The following is a 15512-nucleotide window of genomic DNA, read 5'->3' on the forward strand; positions in this document are numbered from 1 at the left end:
ATCACTGCGCCAGCCAGCGCGCGGAAGGCCACGCTCCGCGCTCGACCGCGAGTTTCATTTCGTCCACCAGCACGCCGGTCGCGCAGCGCACCGCCACGGCCATGCGGCGCGTGTTCGGCAGGGCGAGAACGATTTTGCGCTGAAGCACGGGCTCGCATAGCGGCGCCGTGCGCAATTGGCCGCGCGCGACATCGTCGCCCACGGCGATGGCGGGCAACACCGTATACCCGTGGCCGCTCGCCACCAGCGTCTTTTGCACGTCCATCGAATTCGTTTCCGCCACGACGCCCAGCGTGACTCCGGCCTCGCGGCAGGCCTGTTCGAGCAGGCTGCGTATGCCGTGCGGCGCGCTTGTCAGCACGACGGGCAGCGCGGCCAGTTCGGCGAATGTGACCGGCCGCGCCGGATCGAGCGCGGAGGAAGGCGGCCCGACGACGCACAGGCTCTCTTCGAGCAGCGCCTCGGCGTGAATGGTTGGCGTTGCCTTGAGGTTGTAGAGCAGCGCGGTGTCGATTTCGCCGGCTTCCAGCCACCGCTGGAGGTGACCGGCATAACCGACGGTAATGCGCAGCCGGATTGCGGGGTAGCGCGCCTTGATCGCGCTCACCAGCGGACCGGCAAGCAGCGCCGACGTGCTCGGCAACAGGCCGATTGTCGCGACGCCGGAAACCTGCGAGTCGTCGGGCTGAATCTCGCTACGGGCTCGATCTAGCTCGTGCAGCGCGCGCCGCGCGTACTCCACCAGAATCTCGCCCGCTTCGGTCAGGCCCATGCCCTGGCGGCTGCGATCGAACAGCGTCGCGCCGATGTCTTCTTCGAGCAGCTTCAGGTGCCGCGAAACGGCCGGCTGCACGATATGCAACGTTTCGGCCGCGCGCGTCACGCTGCCGGTTTCCGCTACGGCAAGAAGCGCGCGTAGCTGCTTGATATCCACGGTCGTTCTCCTCGCCGGTCCATGCCGTTTCGTGATTGTTCCATCACAAAACTCTATTTCATCGTGCTTCGTATCGCAATCTATTATGCACCCGTGAACTTTGATAAGGAGACAGCGACATGAGTACCGCAACGGGACAAGCGCCGGCGTGGCAGGAGTCCATCTTCTCGGTGTTGAAGGACGGGGGCGTGCGGCAGATCGCCTACGTGCCGGACGCCGGGCATTCGCGAGTGATTCTTCGCGCGAAGGAGGATCCGGAAATCGAGGACATCGTGCTGACGACCGAGGAGGAGGGCGTGGCCGTCGTGAGCGGCGCATGGCTCGGCGGGCAGCGCGCCGCGCTGCTCATGCAGAGCAGCGGGGTGGGCAACTGCGTGAACATGTTCTCGCTGCTGCGTAGCTGCAATTTCCCCTTCTTTACCGTTGTGACCATGCGTGGCGAGTACGCGGAATTCAATCCGTGGCAGGGGCCGATGGGCAAGACGACCCAGGCGGCGCTCGAATTGATGGGGATTACCGTGCTGCGCGCGGATCGTCCTGAAGACGTCGAGGAAATCGTCAGCGCGGGTTTCGACGCCGCATTCGAAGCCGGCGAGCAGGTCGCGGTTCTGCTGTCGCAAAGCCTTATCGGTCGCAAGAAGTGGGAGAGAAAGTAAATGAGCGAGCAAAACAGGATCGCGACGATCGAGCGTCGCCAGTTCGTCGCCCAGGTGCTGGCGGGGGTGCCCGACGCGCTTGTCGTCAGCGGCCTTGGATCGCCGTCGTATGACGTATTCGCGGCGGGCGACCGCGACGCAAACTTCTATCTCTGGGGCGCGATGGGCGGAGCTGCCGCGCTGGGTCTGGGACTTGCGATCGCGCAGCCGCAGAAGCCCGTCGTCGTGATCACGGGCGACGGGGAGCAGTTGATGGGCATCGGCGCGCTCGGCACGATCGGCGCGAAGCAGCCGAAGAATCTCTCGATCGTCGTGCTCGATAACGGTCATTACGGCGAGACGGGCATGCAGCAAAGCCATAGCAGCCTCGGCACCGATCTCGTCGCCGTGTCGAAGGGCTTCGGCATCGCGAATTCGTTCGCGGTGTGGAACGCGGCGGATTACGGACAAGTCGTCGAGCACGTGAGCGCGCGAAAAGCGCCGACGCTCGTGCAGGTGCATATCCGCGCCGACGAACCGCCTCGTGCATTGCCGCCGCGCGATGGCGTGTTCGTCAAGAATCGATTCCGGGCGCATCTCGGCTTTCAACCGTTCTGATGATGGTGGGTGACACGGCTATGCAGCGCTATTCACTCTATATCGATGGCGAGCGGTGCGACTCCGCGAGCGGTCAGTGGTTCAACAGCGACAACCCGTTTACGGGCGCGCCGTGGGCGCAGATCGCGCGCGGCAACGCGGCGGATGTGGACCGCGCGGTTCGCGCGGCGCATCGCGCTTTCTCCTCGGGCGCGTGGAAAGACCTCACGCACAGTGCGCGCGGACAGTTGCTATACCGCCTCGCCGACCGCATCGCGGAGCACGCGTCGCGGCTCGCTGAAATCGAAGTGCGCGACAACGGCAAGCTTTACGCCGAGATGCACGGGCAGTTGCAGTATCTGCCGCAGTGGTACCGCTACTACGGCGGCCTCGCCGACAAGATCCAGGGGGACGTGGTCCCGCTGGACAAGAAGGGCTACTTCAACTACACGCGCCGCGAACCGCTGGGTGTGACGGCGATCATCACGCCGTGGAACTCGCCCCTGATGCTGCTGACGTGGAAGCTCGCGCCCGCGCTCGCGGCAGGTTGCACGGTCGTCATCAAGCCGTCCGAGTTCACCTCGGCATCCACGCTGGAGTTCGTCGCGCTGCTCGATGAAGTCGGCTTTCCGCGAGGCGTCGTGAATGTCGTGACCGGCTTTGGCAACGAAGTCGGCAGCGAACTGGTATCGCACCCGCTGGTGCGCAAGATCACGTTCACCGGTGCGGACGCGACGGGGCGGCGCATCAACGAGCAGGCCGCGCGCGACTTCAAGCATGTGGGCCTCGAACTGGGCGGCAAGTCGCCGAACATCGTGTTCGACGACGCGAACCTTGACGACGCGGTGAACGGCGCCGTCTCGGGCATCTTCGCGGCGACCGGCCAAACCTGCATCGCGGGCTCGCGCCTGCTCGTTCAGTCCGGCGTGCATGACGAAGTGGTCGAACGCGTTGTCGCGCTCGCGAAAACGGCGCGCATGGGCGATCCGATGGACGCGGGCACACAGGTCGGCCCCATCACGACGCCGCCGCAGTACGAGAAGGTGCTCCATTACATCGACATTGCCCAGGCCGAAGGCGCCGGGCTCGCGCTCGGGGGCAAGGCTGCATCGCGGGACGAATGCGCAAACGGATGGTTTGTGGAGCCGACCATTTTTACCGGCGTCAGGAACGACATGCGCATCGCGCAGGAGGAAGTGTTCGGACCGGTGCTGTCGGTGATCCGCTTCGACACGGAAGAGGAGGCCGTGGCGATTGCGAACGACGTGCGCTTCGGCCTTGGCGCGGGCGTGTGGACGAGCGACATCGGCCGCGCGTTCAGGATGGCCGAGCGCATCGAGTCGGGCACCGTCTGGGTGAATACGTACCGCGCCGTAAGCTACATGTCGCCGTTCGGGGGCTACAAGGACTCGGGCCTCGGGCGCGAGAACGGCATCGACGCGATCAACGAGTACCTGCAAACCAAGAGCGTCTGGATCAATACGGGCGCTGCGACGGGCAATCCGTTCGTGCTTAGATAGCAATCCTGATCAAGAGGACCGGGCTGCGTACCTTGTAATGACTTCCTTGCGCCAGGCGGCGTCAGATCGCCGGCGCACCCATTCATGGCAGGAGACATCTATGAAAGTCAACACCCTGGCATCGGACACGATGCCAGCCGCCGCCGCGACGCGCCGCACGATTCGCGCGATCGTCGGCGCTTCGGCGGGCAACATGGTCGAGTGGTTCGATTTTTTCGTCTACTCGTACTGTTCGCTGTATTTCGCCCATGCGTTCTTTCCTTCGGGCAACCGGACGACGGAATTGCTCAACACCGCCGGTGTGTTCGCGGCGGGCTTCCTGATGCGACCCGTAGGCGGCTGGCTGTTCGGCCGGATCGCCGACCGCAGCGGCCGTCGAAAGGCGATGCTGATGTCGGTGTTGATGATGTGCGGCGGGTCGCTGGCCATCGCGCTGCTGCCGACCTATGCGCAGATCGGCGTCGCCGCACCGGCGCTGCTGCTGGCCGCGCGCTGCGTGCAGGGCCTTTCCGTGGGCGGCGAGTATGGGACGAGCGCGACCTACATGAGCGAAATCGCGCAGGCGGGCCGGCGCGGATTTTTCTCCTCCTTCCAGTACGTCACGATCATCGCGGGGCAGATCGCCGCGTTGTTCGTGGTCGTCTTGCTGCAACAGTGGCTGTCGCATGCGGACCTGGTGTCGTGGGGCTGGCGCATTCCGTTCGCGTTGGGTGCGCTTGGCGCGTTGGTGGCGGTGCACCTGCGCCGCTCACTGGAGGAGACGACGACCGCGCGGACCCGGCATAGCGCGCAAGCCGGGACGATTGCGGCGCTGCTGGCTCACAAGCGCTCGGTCGTGACGGTGATTGGCTTCACGGCGGGCGGCTCGCTGGCTTACTACACCTTCACCGCGTACATGCAGAAGTATCTGGTCAATAGCGCCGGGATGTCCGTCAAGACCGCCAGTGGCTTGATGATGGCCGCGCTGATCGTCTTCATGTTCATGCAGCCCGTGGTCGGCGCGCTTTCCGATCGAATCGGGCGCAGGCGCTCGATGTTGTTGTTTGGCGTGTTCGCCATGCTCGGTACGGTGCCGATGCTCGACGCGCTCAGAAACGTCAGTAGTCCGTATGCGGCGTTTTTTCTTGTTGTGATCGCGCTGGCCGTCTTGAGCTTTTATACCGCCATTAGCGGCCTCATCAAGGCGGAACTGTTTCCGCCCGAAGTGCGTGCGCTGGGCGTCGGGCTGCCCTATGCGATTGCGAACGCCTTGTTTGGCGGGTCGGCCGAGTATGCGGCGTTGTCTTTGAAGGTGGCTGGCGTGGAAACGGTTTTCTTCTGGTACGTCACCGCGGCGTGCGCTGTGGTGGCGCTTGTGGCGTTTTTTATGCGCGAGCCTGCGGAGGGCGGATATCTTCGGGATTGAGGATGCGGTAAGCCCGTCTCGGGGGTCTGCTGGGTTGGCACCGGCAGACCCCCAACCTTCACAGTGTGGAGAACCCCGGAGGCATCAAGTATTTCCCGTGTACGTTGAGTTCGCCTTGATCGAGTCGCCGCCCAACTCGATCAGCTTTTCCCCATAACCCACCAGCGTTCCATCGGCAACGAGCAGTCGTTCCACGCGCGCGTCTATCGGTGCAATAACGGGGAACAGCACAGACTCGACCCGTACATACCCGATGACTTGCCCCGCAGAAACCGGCGATCCCTCATCCACCGCCGTTTGCGGATCAAGCGGATGAGAGCGCTGGAAACAGCCCGTATACGGCGAGCGAACCGATACCGTTTCCATCGCAGGCGCATCACGGTCGGCCCACTCCGGCTGTGCCGCCACGCCGCCATTCATCTGAGGCGTTCGCACAAGCTTGAGCTTCTCGCTCCCAACCGTGCAGACGAATCGTGCGAGCCCGGCCGATTCCATGGCCGTCACAAACCCTTCGATATCTTTGAGATTCATTGTTCGACTTTGCTATAAAGTGCGCCCGACTCGATGAGGCGTTCGAGATGGTGAATATCAAATCCGCCCTTGGCGAATTGCGGTTCCACCATCAGTTGCCGATGCAGCGGGATTGACGTATCGACGCCCGCAATCACGGTTTCATCGAGCGCCACGCGCATGCGCGCAATGGCTTCGTCACGCGTTTTTCCATAGGCGAGCAGTTTCGCGATCAGCGAATCGTAGTTCGGCGGAATCGTGTAGCCAGAGTACAGATGCGATTCCACGCGAATTCCGGGGCCGCCTGGCGCGATCCACGATTCGACCTTGCCGGGCGAGGGCGTGAACTTCCAGGGATGCTCCGCCGTGATCCGGCATTCGATGGCGTGTCCTCTCAATTCGATATCGTCCTGGCGGATCGACAGGGGATGTCCCATCGCAACACGGAGTTGCTCCGCGACGATATCGACACCCGTGACCAGTTCGGTCACAGGGTGTTCGACCTGAACCCGGGTGTTCATTTCGATGAAATAGAACTCGCCGTTCTCGTACAGAAACTCGAACGTGCCCGCGCCACGATAACCCGTCCTCACGCAAGCCTCGGCGCACAGCGTGCCGATGCGGCCGATCGCGGCGCGTTCGATGCCGGGCGCGGGGGATTCCTCGATGACTTTCTGGTGGCGGCGCTGCATGGAGCAATCGCGTTCGCCGAGCCAGACGGCGTTGCCGTGCGTGTCGGCCAGCACCTGGATTTCCACGTGCCGAGGGTGTTCGAGAAATCGCTCGATATAGACGGTTGGATTGCCGAATGCCGACGCGGCTTCCTCGCGTGTCGTGGAAACGGCCGCTGCAAGATCAGCCGCTTTGTGCACGACCCGCATGCCGCGCCCGCCGCCACCGCCGGCGGCCTTCACGATCAGCGGATAGCCGACCGCATCGGCGATGCTGGCAACGGTGTCCGCGTCTTCGGGCAGCGGGCCATCGGAGCCCGGCACGCAAGGCACGCCCGCGTCCTTCATTGCGCGCTTGGCGCTGACCTTGTCGCCCATTAGCCGGATAGAAGCCGACGTCGGCCCGATGAACGTGAGTCCCGCGTTTTCGACCGACTCGGCGAAGCCCGCGTTCTCTGAGAGGAAGCCGTAGCCCGGGTGGATGGCGTCGGCGTCCGTCAACCGGGCGGCGATCAGCAACTCGTTCTTGTTGAGGTAACTTCTCGCGGAAGGCGCGGGGCCGATGCACAGCGCCTTGTCGGCGAGTTGCACGTGCCGAAGGTCGGCGTCGGCTTCCGAGTGCACCGCCACGGTCTTGAGGCCCAATGCCTTGCAGGCGCGCAGAATTCTCAGTGCGATTTCGCCGCGATTGGCAATCAGTACGGTATGGAACATCTCGGCCTTAAATCGGTTCAATGACAAAGAGCGGGGTGTCGTGCGCGACAGCGGCGCCATCGCTCACAAGAATCTCGATCAGGCGCCCCGCGCGGTCCGCCTCGATGGGGTTGAGCAGTTTCATCGCTTCCACGAGGCCGAGCGTGTGGCCTTCCTCGATGAGATCGCCCGGTGAAGCGAACACGGGTTGGTCCGGGCCCGGCGCGCGGTAGAAGGTTCCGGTCATTCCGGATGGGATGACGTGCTGCGCCTGTGCGGCCGGGCTGGCGGCTTGCGAGCCCGGTGACTGCGCCGCCGATGGACGCGCAATGGCCGCAACGGAATCGGCTTTGTGCGGTGGAGAACGCTCGCCGCCGCCCCGCACGAGTTTGATGCGTTCGTCGCCGTTCGTGTACTCGATCACATCAAGCGACGAGCGCTCCAGCAGACGGATGAGTCCGTCAATCAACTCCTGATTCATCGGGCCGCCCTTAGCTGAACGCCTTGACCACGATGCCCGCTTCTTCGAGCGTGCGCCGTACCTTCGCCGCCATCTCGATGGCGCCGGGCGTGTCGCTGTGCACGCAGATGGTATCAATAGGAACCCTGATCATCCGGCCGGAGATCGTTTCGATCGCGCCTTCGCGGACCATCCGCAACATGCGCGCGGCGGCTTCGTCGGCGTCGTGCAGCACCGAGCCGGGCACCTTGCGGGGCACGAGGTGCCCCTCCTCGTCGTACGCGCGGTCGGCGAACACTTCGCTGCGCACGTCCAGTCCCATCTCCCGGCAAACCCTCTCCATCACCGCGCCGGAGAAGGTCATGCAGATGAGCGACGGATTGACGGCCTGGATGGCGCGCGCGATGGCTCTCGCGACGTCCTCATCGGTTTGCGTGAGGTTGCCGAGCGCACCGTGCGCCTTGACGTAGGTAATACGGTGGCCGGCGTAGCGCGCGAGCGCTTCGGCCGCGCCGATCTGCCAGGCGACGAAGCGCTCGATTTCCCCGGTCGAGTACGGAATGATGCGGCGCCCGAAACCCCAGAGGTCGGGGAAGCCCGGGTGCGCGCCGATGGCGACGCCGCGCTCTTTGGCGAGTGCGAACGTGCGGGCCATGATCTCCGGGTCGCCCGCATGCAGACCGCAGGCGACGTTGGCCGAGGTGACGATCTTCAGAATGGCGTCGTCGTCGCCCATCCGGTAGGGGCCGAAGCCCTCGCCCATATCGGAATTGAGGTCGACTTCAATGCGGTTGTTTATCGTGGTCATGTGTCGTGTCTTCCTTGCAGGCTATGTTCGAAAGGTGTCGCGTCAGGCGCGGTGCGCCATCAGCGCAAGCGCGTTGCGAATCCGGCCGAGTTCCTCGGCTTGTTCTTGCAGGGCGCAAACGGCGGTGTCGATATCGACGCTTTCAAAGCGGATGCGGCATCCAACCGGCGCTTGGGCGAGCTTCCACAAATCGGCTTCGATGACGGTCGCGATCTTCGGATAGCCACCGCAGGTATTCGCTTCCGCCAGTTGAATGATGGGTTGACCGGACGGCGGAACCTGTACGGTTCCCGGTACGATGCCGTGCGAAAGCAACTCAACGGGCGCTGCCAGGCCGAGCGGCGCGCCGCTCAACCGGTAGCCAACCCGGTTGGCGTCCGCGGTGACTTCATAGGCGGATTGCGCGAAGGCCGTTCGCGCGCTTGAATCGAACAGGGCGTACTCGGCGCCCTCCAGCACGCGGACCGCGACCTCTCCGGCGGAGAGCGCCTGCCAGAAGGCGGGCAGGTCCCTGGGAACGACGCCAAGGCCGGCTGCCTGCCGCCGCGGCTTGCCGTACGGCTCGCACGCTCCTAGCTGGTCGCCGCGTTTCAGGCCACGCCCCTGCATGCCGCCAAAGTTCGCTTTCAGGTCGGTCGATCGCGAACCCATGATCATCTCGACGTCGATGCCGCCGCCGACCGCGAGGTACGCGCGTGCACCTCTGCGCGGGCGTTCGATGACGATGGTTTGCCCGGCTTTGGCGGCGCGCCCCCACCACGGCGCCACGATTTCGTCTTCGACCCGGACGACGCAATCGGCCCCGGCAACCGCGAAGTCGATATCCTCAGTGCTCCGAATCTTGAAGGGGAACATGCTGACTTCGATCCCGGCTTCGCGCGCGTCATTGCCGACCATCGCGTTGGCGACCGACAAGGCGAGGCTGTCCATGGCGCCGCCACGGCTCAGCCCGTTATCAAGGTATCCACGGCGCCCCAGATCCTGAATCAGATTGGCGGCGCCGCTCGACAAGACTTCAATCACAGCTCGATCCTCTTCACACTAAACTGGACGCGGTCCCCGGGGGCCAGCAAACACGCTTCTGGCCGTCCGAGCTTGAACATCTCGACGTCGGTTTCGCCGATCAGGTGCCATCCCGAGGGCGCGGTGCAAGGCATGACGCCTGCCTGCGCGCCACCGACTATCACCGTGCCGGCCGCGACTTTCATCCTCGGCACCTTTCTTCGAGGCACATGCAGTTCCGGCGGCAGGCCGGTCATATACGCAAAGCCCGGCATCGAGCCGATGCAGGCCACGGTATAAACCGTGCTGGCGTGCCGGCGGATGTACTCGGTCACGTCGAGAGACGCGCCCTTCGCCAGTTCGATCAGATCCTCTCCGGCCGGTCCGCCATACACCACGGGAATTTCGATTTCCCGCGCCCGTTGCCGGGAAGGCTCAACCGTTTCCCACAGACGAAGCAGCAGATCCCTTGCCTCGCGTGGATGCGTGCGCAACGGATCGAACACGAAGAGCAGGTTGTTCACGCCGGGCACCAGCTCATGCGATGCATCGTTGCCGAACACTTCGCGGATTCGCCGTGCCAACGCGATGAGGCGTTGTTGCAGCACGGCGTCGAAGCGGGCATTCGGACCATCGGATGGATCGAACAGGATCGCGCTCGCACCCGCCGCGTGGATGCGCGGCGCGACTTCGGCGCGGCGCTCGGGCGCCAGTAATTCAACAGGAGCATTCATTCAGTATTTCTCGTGATTCATCAGGCAAACAGGCAAAGCAGAAATACGTGAGACGGGCGGTGTGGGACCGCGCCCGAGCCTCACGCGCGGGATCATTCCGCTAACGGCTTTCCCGCGGTTTCCTTCGCACAGAGCAGACAGATCAGGGTGAGCGCGAGACCGGCGGCGACATACAGGCAAATCGCGGTCGTTGACTGATACGTCTTGTAGAGGCTGGCAAACACGAGCGGCCCGAACGCGCCGCCGATGATTCCCCCGAGCGTGGCCGCGAGCGAGGCCCCCGCATAGCGGACGCGGGTGGGGAACTGCTCCGTGACGAATGCGGCCTGAGGGCCGTACATCATGGCCTGGAACAGCATGCCGACCACGACGGCAAGGCATACGCCGGCCGGCTGGCGGGTGTTCATCAGATAGAAGTACGCGAACGCCCAGACAATGGAGAGCGCGGCCCCGGCGGCATAAACGGCGCGACGTCCCAGACGATCCGAAAGGCCGCCGAACAGCGGCACGCACACGGCGTGCAGCATCGCGCCGAGCATGGTCGCGAGCAAGGCGAGCGAGCGAGGAAGGTGCAGCACGCTCGTCACGTAAGTGAGCGTAAAGATGATCAGAAGTCCGTAGACGATGTCCGAGCCGATGCGCACGCCGCCCGCGATCAGAAGCCGCCGCCAGTAGCCGCCAAAGACTTCCTTGACCGGCATTTCGACCTTGTGATGATGTTGCTCGAGTTGCTTGAACATCGGCGTTTCATCCACGCCGCGACGCAGCCACAGCCCGAACGCCACGAGCACCGCGCTCGAAAGGAAGGGGATGCGCCAGCCCCACGACTGGAAGGCGTCCGCCGACAAGGTGGCCGTGCACAGCGCGAGGAAGCCCGCGCCAAGCAGGGTGCCGCCCGCCGGGCCGACCTGGGCCCAGGCGGCATTGCGGCCGCGCCGCTGCTGGTCGCCGTGCTCCATCGAGAGCAGCACCGCGCCGGCCCATTCGCCGCCGATTGCCGCGCCTTGCAGGAAGCGCAGCGCCACCAGCAGGACGGGGCTCCAGACGCCCCACGCCTGGTAGGTGGGCAACAGGCCCATCAGGCCGGTCGCCGTGCCCATCATGACGAGGGTGGCGACGAGCACGAAGCGCCGCCCGAGCTTGTCGCCCAGATGCCCGAAGACGACGCCGCCGAACGGCCGCGAGAGGTAGCCCACTGCGTAGGTCGAGAACGCGAGGATGGTCCCCGAGAGCGGATCGAACGAGGGGAAGAACAGCGCGTTGAAGACGAGCGCGGCCATCAGGTTATAGACCGTGAAGTCGAACCATTCGAGCGTCGTTCCAATCGAGCTTGCCGCGGCGAGCCTGGCCATCGAGGGCGTTTTTTTCGCACTGCTGTCCAGTTCGACGGGTTGTGGCTGAGGCAGGGTGGACGAGTGCTCCATTACGCACACTCCCGGGAGTCGAGGTTCAATGAGAGCGCGTAGCGCGCGGCTGCGTTGGGCGCGCAGGGCAGTTCAGCCTGGGCTTCTTGCAGCGCGGACTCGCTGAACGACGCCGTGCTGCCTTCGATAATGAAGATCGGTTCCATGCGGCGCGCGGCCAGATCCTCCAGCGGCAACGGGCGGCTCAGTGCGTCGCTGGGCGTGAGAAGGCTGGAGCGGACAAAACCGGGTCGCTGCGAGAGGCGATTGCCCAGCGCGGCGCATTGTTCGCTCAGTTGGTCATTCGATTGCGCGGGTTGTGCGTCCAAACGCAAGGGCAGCACGGCAACGAAACCGCCATGGCCCCGGCCGACCTCCGCACTGAGTCCGCCGATGCGTCGCTTCGGGGCAAGCATCTTTGGCAGCACTTTCACGGACCACGGGGTCTGGTGTGCGAAGGCGTGCGCATACGCCGGCGAATCGAACGCCTGCAACGATTGAGCCCAGTACAGCGCGAGGTATTTGGGGCCGCCGTCGATAGCGACATAGCGCGACGCGGCGATCACGCCGTCCATCCGCACGCGGTCTTCGAGGTGCTCGCGGTCATACCACAGGTTGAACTCTTCCTCGTCTTCGCGACTCACATCGGCCGCGACGAACAGCATCCCGCGTTGTTCAGGTTTCATCACTCGCTCTTCCTCGAATTGTTGGACGCCTCATCGTCACAACTCAAAAAAGGGCGGGCAAACGGGATTTTCTTCGGTGCCTTGATAGATTTTTCTTTTCAGGCAAGCTATGACGGGGCGCGCGCCGGGCAGGCGCCGGCTGATAGCCGGGAAAACCCCTAACCAGGATTCGGACGATAAAGGGCAATGAATACGCGATTTCTTGAGAGTTTCATGCTGGTCGTGGAACTCGGGAGCTTCCGGGCCGCAGCGGAGCGGCTGCATGTGAGTCAGGCGACCATTTCGAACCGCATCGCGGCGCTGGAGGAGGAGATCGGCGCGCGCGTATTCATACGCGACCCCGGCGATCTGCGCCTGACCCCGGTTGGCCTGCGCCTGATCAGCTATGGCGAGCGCATGCTCGAATTGCAGAGCGACATCATGCAGCTTGGGCGCACCGACCAGAAGCTGCTGGGCGGTGTGCGCATCGGCGTCATCGATACGATCGTCCACACCTGGCTGGTCGGGTTCGTGCAGCATCTTCAGTCTTCGTACCCCGGCATCGAGGTGCAGTTGAGCGCCGAATCGACGGAGCGATTGAACCGGAGCTTGCGCGACGGCGAGGTCGATATCGCGCTACAGACTGATCAGATGATTGGCGACGGCGTGGTCAGCAGAAGCTGCCTTCCCATGGCAATGGGCTGGGTGGGGCGCCCGGGCGACCCGCTGGAATCGCGCGCGGATCTGCGGGCGATTCTCTCGGGCCCTGTCGCCACGATGAGCCGGGGCTCGCAGCCTTATCTCGTGCTCAAGGACGTGTATAAACGGGCCGGCATGCCGATGGGCCGGGTGCATTGCGTCAATTCCATTTCGGCGATCGTCCGGCTCGTCAAATGCGGCCTGGGCAATGCGATGATGCCGCTGCCGCCCGTGAAGGAGCAGGTGGACCGCGGAGAGCTGGAGATCATTCACTTCGACATGCCTTTGCAGCCGCAGGCGCTGGTGGTCAGCTATCTCGAGAGCCGGGCTTCCGACGCCATCCGCTTCGTGGCCGAGCTTGCCTGCGAGGAGGCGAATCGATACATGCGTTCGATGCCGCCGCCGTTTGCTCCGGAGTAAGCAACAGTCACGGACCTTTCACGGTGGGCCCGCGCACTCACATGCCGGAGTGAAGCCGCCTCACGACGAGTGCGGCTCCTTTGTCGTGCCGCCCTGTGCGTTCCCGCCCGGCAGCGAGCCGAACATGTGCTGACTGCATTTGGCGTCACGCCATGCCGCGTTGAGCTTGAGCCCTCCCAGCATGCGGCGGGCGAGAGGAAGAATCTGCTCACCGGCCAGCATGCCCAGCAGACCGATCAGCGCAATGATGGGCGGCGCCGGCGACTGCACGCCCATCAGGCTGTAAATGACGCCGGCCAGCAGTCCGGCAGCCAGTGAAAGCACATATGGTTTCATGTCGCGAGTCTCTTGAGCTGTGAGCCGGCAATTGGCGATCGGCGGCGCGTAATCGTTACGCAATCGTCACGCAACCGTCACGCGAATTGCCACGCCCAAAATTTCTCGCAAGCGTATCGGGTTTGGCGCAATTAGAAAAGACGCAATCGCCTCATCCGTCATGCAAATTCTGGAATTGAATCGATTCCATTTCTTGGATGTCCATCCGCCGCATTTACGTGTCAAATGTTTGCAGCTGGATAGCGCCGCTTCCCAGCGTCACGCATATCGATCGCCTCCCGGCCACGCCGGCGCGGCGGCTTCTCCTTTCTCCGGTTCAAAGGGCACTGACGTCATGAGCAATTCGAAGCTTGAAGTTCTCACTCCGCAAAACAGCCAGTTGATCATCATCGATCAGCAGCCGCAAATGGCCTTTGGCGTGCAGTCGATCGACCGCCAGGTACTGAAGAACAACGTGGTGGCGCTGGCCAAGTCCGCCAAGGTGTTCGACATTCCCACCACGATCACGACGGTCGAAACGGAAAGCTTCTCGGGCTACACGTACCCGGAACTGCTCGATGTGTTCCCGGGCAAGAAGCTGCTGGAGCGCACGTCGATGAACTCGTGGGACGACCAGAAAGTGCGCGACGCACTCGCCGCGAACGGCCGCAAGAAGGTGGTCGTTGCCGGTCTGTGGACGGAAGTCTGCAACACGACCTTTGCGCTGTGCGCGATGCTCGAAGGCGACTATGAGATCTACATGGTGGCCGACGCATCGGGCGGCACCTCGAAGGACGCGCACGATTTCGCCATGCAGCGCATGGTGCAAGCGGGCGTGGTGCCCGTCACGTGGCAGCAGGTCATGCTGGAGTGGCAGCGCGACTGGGCGCGCCGCGAGACTTACGACGCCGTGATGGCGATTGCGAAGGAGCATTCGGGCGCGTACGGCATGGGCGTGGATTACGCGTACACGATGGTTCACAAGACGCCGCAGCGCACGGCTGTGCCGCATGAATTGCTCGCGGCCGTGCCGGCGAAATGAGTGTGGAGAGGTATTGACTGGCACCGCCGGCGGCGCGCGTAGCGCCGCTGGCGGCTCTCACCGTCACGCCTCCGACAATGCCCAAGGCGCGTGCGCCAGATGCTCGACGAGATAGTCGAGCAGAACGGTCACACGCGCGGCGCGCAGCATGCCAGGCGGCGTGACGAGATTGACATTGATGTCGTTGATGCGCCAGTCGCACATGACCTCCTCCAGTTCGCCGCGCTCCAGTGCGTCCCATACGAGGAATTCAGGCTGAAGCGCGAGGCCGTGGCCTGCGATCAGGGCGGGCAGGATCACGTCGGCGTTGTTCGTTCGCACGCGCCCACGCACCGGCACTGCGTATTCCTCGCCTGAAACGATCTGCCGGAAACGCCAGAGTTCGGGCGTCGGCAGGTTCGTGTAGATGAGGCTCGCGTAGCGCTCCAGTTCGCGCGGATGCGTGGGCCTGCCGTGCCGGTCGAGGTAGGCGGGCGCGGCGACGAGCGGTCGGCGCACGGCGCAAAGGCGGCGCGCGCGCAGCGAGGAATCGGTGAGATCCGCAATGCGGATCGCGACATCGAAGCCGCCCGAGACGATATCGACCAGATGATCGGTCAGCACGAGGTCCACGTCGACCTTCGGGTAGCGTTCGAGAAACACCGGCAACAGCGGTGCGAGATGCCGCTGCCCGAACGACATCGGCGCGTTCACGCGCACGATGCCGTGCGGTTCCAGCGCCTGTGCGGACGCATCGTATTCGATGGTCTCGGCGTCGGCGAGCAGGCGGATCGCACGGTCGCGCAGCAGTTCGCCGGTCGGCGTGAGCGAGAGCTTGCGCGAGGTTCGGTAGAACAGCATGGTGCCGAGTCGTTGCTCGAGGCGTGCGATGGCCTTCGAAACGGTCGGCTGCGAAATGCCGAGCAGGTTGGCCGCTTTCGCGAACGAGCCCGTTTCGACGACGCGCGCGAAGATGGCCCAGGCTTCAAGATCAGGAAGGGGTTGCATGGTGAGAGTGAA

17 protein-coding genes are annotated in these 15512 nt (G+C 64.0%); 6 read left to right on the plus strand and 11 right to left on the minus strand.

Translation table 11 applies throughout. The features are described 5' to 3' along the window. Position 1 precedes the first annotated feature (1 nt). Positions 2 to 934, minus strand: coding sequence for a LysR family transcriptional regulator (locus tag C7401_RS32145; protein ID WP_112175539.1), 933 nt, complete (start codon positions 932 to 934; stop codon positions 2 to 4). A 119-nt stretch (positions 935 to 1053) separates the two neighbouring features. On the opposite strand from C7401_RS32145, the gene C7401_RS32150 reads away from it, so the two are divergent. The 4 genes from C7401_RS32150 (at position 1054) to C7401_RS32165 (ending at position 5091) form a co-directional block, all read left to right on the plus strand. Next, entirely contained in the window at positions 1054 to 1590 is a 537-nt protein-coding gene (locus C7401_RS32150) for a phosphonopyruvate decarboxylase (RefSeq protein ID WP_112175541.1), read from the plus strand. Further along, on the plus strand, positions 1591 to 2187 hold the full coding sequence (locus tag C7401_RS32155; RefSeq protein WP_112175543.1) for a thiamine pyrophosphate-dependent enzyme: 597 nt from the start codon (positions 1591 to 1593) through the stop codon (positions 2185 to 2187). A gap of 20 nt (positions 2188 to 2207) precedes the next feature. Next, entirely contained in the window at positions 2208 to 3686 is a 1479-nt protein-coding gene (locus C7401_RS32160) for an aldehyde dehydrogenase (protein WP_112175589.1), read from the plus strand. A 100-nt stretch (positions 3687 to 3786) separates the two neighbouring features. Next, entirely contained in the window at positions 3787 to 5091 is a 1305-nt protein-coding gene (locus C7401_RS32165; protein WP_112175545.1) for an MFS family transporter, read from the plus strand. A gap of 84 nt (positions 5092 to 5175) precedes the next feature. Here C7401_RS32165 and C7401_RS32170 read toward each other — a convergent pair whose 3' ends face one another. The 8 genes from C7401_RS32170 to C7401_RS32205 form a co-directional block, all read right to left on the minus strand. Continuing rightward, the gene (locus tag C7401_RS32170; protein ID WP_112175547.1) at positions 5176 to 5622 is read right to left on the minus strand and encodes an acetyl-CoA carboxylase biotin carboxyl carrier protein; all 447 of its coding nucleotides are present in this window, start codon (positions 5620 to 5622) and stop codon (positions 5176 to 5178) included. Then, complete coding sequence (gene accC / locus C7401_RS32175) at positions 5619 to 6986, minus strand: acetyl-CoA carboxylase biotin carboxylase subunit (RefSeq protein ID WP_112175549.1); 1368 nt, start codon at positions 6984 to 6986, stop codon at positions 5619 to 5621. The genes C7401_RS32170 and accC overlap by 4 nt, the downstream gene beginning before the upstream one ends. A gap of 7 nt (positions 6987 to 6993) precedes the next feature. Next, positions 6994 to 7446, minus strand: a complete 453-nt coding sequence (locus C7401_RS32180; RefSeq protein ID WP_112175551.1) for an acetyl-CoA carboxylase biotin carboxyl carrier protein — start codon at positions 7444 to 7446, stop codon at positions 6994 to 6996. Between the two features lie 10 nt (positions 7447 to 7456). Beyond that, a complete protein-coding gene (locus C7401_RS32185; RefSeq protein ID WP_112175553.1) occupies positions 7457 to 8233 on the minus strand; it encodes a LamB/YcsF family protein in 777 nt (258 codons plus the stop codon). A 42-nt stretch (positions 8234 to 8275) separates the two neighbouring features. Next, positions 8276 to 9256 (minus strand): 5-oxoprolinase subunit C family protein, encoded by a 981-nt coding sequence (locus C7401_RS32190; protein WP_112175555.1) that lies wholly within the window; start codon positions 9254 to 9256, stop codon positions 8276 to 8278. After that, positions 9253 to 9969 (minus strand): 5-oxoprolinase subunit PxpB, encoded by a 717-nt coding sequence (gene pxpB / locus C7401_RS32195; RefSeq protein WP_112175557.1) that lies wholly within the window; start codon positions 9967 to 9969, stop codon positions 9253 to 9255. The genes C7401_RS32190 and pxpB overlap by 4 nt, the downstream gene beginning before the upstream one ends. 92 nt (positions 9970 to 10061) lie before the next feature. After that, positions 10062 to 11393: an MFS transporter gene (locus tag C7401_RS32200; RefSeq protein ID WP_112175559.1), complete on the minus strand. Its 1332-nt coding sequence runs from the start codon at positions 11391 to 11393 to the stop codon at positions 10062 to 10064. Further along, positions 11393 to 12037 (minus strand): DUF4286 family protein, encoded by a 645-nt coding sequence (locus C7401_RS32205; RefSeq protein WP_112175561.1) that lies wholly within the window; start codon positions 12035 to 12037, stop codon positions 11393 to 11395. The genes C7401_RS32200 and C7401_RS32205 overlap by 1 nt, the downstream gene beginning before the upstream one ends. A 207-nt stretch (positions 12038 to 12244) precedes the next feature. Between C7401_RS32205 and C7401_RS32210 the strand changes: the two genes are divergently transcribed. Then, positions 12245 to 13156 (plus strand): LysR family transcriptional regulator, encoded by a 912-nt coding sequence (locus tag C7401_RS32210; RefSeq protein WP_112175563.1) that lies wholly within the window; start codon positions 12245 to 12247, stop codon positions 13154 to 13156. Positions 13157 to 13216: 60 nt separating this feature from the next. Here C7401_RS32210 and C7401_RS32215 read toward each other — a convergent pair whose 3' ends face one another. After that, positions 13217 to 13492 (minus strand): XapX domain-containing protein, encoded by a 276-nt coding sequence (locus C7401_RS32215; RefSeq protein WP_112175565.1) that lies wholly within the window; start codon positions 13490 to 13492, stop codon positions 13217 to 13219. 334 nt (positions 13493 to 13826) lie between these two features. On the opposite strand from C7401_RS32215, the gene C7401_RS32220 reads away from it, so the two are divergent. Continuing rightward, complete coding sequence (locus C7401_RS32220; protein ID WP_112175566.1) at positions 13827 to 14513, plus strand: hydrolase; 687 nt, start codon at positions 13827 to 13829, stop codon at positions 14511 to 14513. Positions 14514 to 14576: 63 nt separating this feature from the next. Here the strand turns inward: C7401_RS32220 and C7401_RS32225 are convergent, their stop codons facing one another. Then, the gene (locus tag C7401_RS32225; RefSeq protein WP_112175568.1) at positions 14577 to 15500 is read right to left on the minus strand and encodes a LysR family transcriptional regulator; all 924 of its coding nucleotides are present in this window, start codon (positions 15498 to 15500) and stop codon (positions 14577 to 14579) included. Between the last annotated feature and the right edge of the window lie 12 nt (positions 15501 to 15512).

Source organism: Paraburkholderia unamae (assembly GCF_003268775.1).
Lineage (GTDB): Bacteria > Pseudomonadota > Gammaproteobacteria > Burkholderiales > Burkholderiaceae > Paraburkholderia > Paraburkholderia unamae.

Excerpts from the sequence above, each read along its gene's own strand:
- C7401_RS32185 (WP_112175553.1), bottom strand. The coding sequence starts at position 8,233 with ATGACCACGATAAACAACCGCATTGAAGTCGACCTCAATTCCGATATG.
- C7401_RS32225 (WP_112175568.1), bottom strand. The coding sequence starts at position 15,500 with ATGCAACCCCTTCCTGATCTTGAAGCCTGGGCCATCTTCGCGCGCGTC.
- C7401_RS32200 (WP_112175559.1), bottom strand. The coding sequence starts at position 11,393 with ATGGAGCACTCGTCCACCCTGCCTCAGCCACAACCCGTCGAACTGGAC.
- accC (WP_112175549.1), bottom strand. The coding sequence starts at position 6,986 with ATGTTCCATACCGTACTGATTGCCAATCGCGGCGAAATCGCACTGAGA.
- C7401_RS32150 (WP_112175541.1), top strand. The coding sequence starts at position 1,054 with ATGAGTACCGCAACGGGACAAGCGCCGGCGTGGCAGGAGTCCATCTTC.
- pxpB (WP_112175557.1), bottom strand. The coding sequence starts at position 9,969 with ATGAATGCTCCTGTTGAATTACTGGCGCCCGAGCGCCGCGCCGAAGTC.
- C7401_RS32165 (WP_112175545.1), top strand. The coding sequence starts at position 3,787 with ATGAAAGTCAACACCCTGGCATCGGACACGATGCCAGCCGCCGCCGCG.
- C7401_RS32215 (WP_112175565.1), bottom strand. The coding sequence starts at position 13,492 with ATGAAACCATATGTGCTTTCACTGGCTGCCGGACTGCTGGCCGGCGTC.
- C7401_RS32220 (WP_112175566.1), top strand. The coding sequence starts at position 13,827 with ATGAGCAATTCGAAGCTTGAAGTTCTCACTCCGCAAAACAGCCAGTTG.
- C7401_RS32160 (WP_112175589.1), top strand. The coding sequence starts at position 2,208 with ATGCAGCGCTATTCACTCTATATCGATGGCGAGCGGTGCGACTCCGCG.
- C7401_RS32205 (WP_112175561.1), bottom strand. The coding sequence starts at position 12,037 with ATGCTGTTCGTCGCGGCCGATGTGAGTCGCGAAGACGAGGAAGAGTTC.
- C7401_RS32155 (WP_112175543.1), top strand. The coding sequence starts at position 1,591 with ATGAGCGAGCAAAACAGGATCGCGACGATCGAGCGTCGCCAGTTCGTC.
- C7401_RS32210 (WP_112175563.1), top strand. The coding sequence starts at position 12,245 with ATGAATACGCGATTTCTTGAGAGTTTCATGCTGGTCGTGGAACTCGGG.
- C7401_RS32180 (WP_112175551.1), bottom strand. The coding sequence starts at position 7,446 with ATGAATCAGGAGTTGATTGACGGACTCATCCGTCTGCTGGAGCGCTCG.
- C7401_RS32170 (WP_112175547.1), bottom strand. The coding sequence starts at position 5,622 with ATGAATCTCAAAGATATCGAAGGGTTTGTGACGGCCATGGAATCGGCC.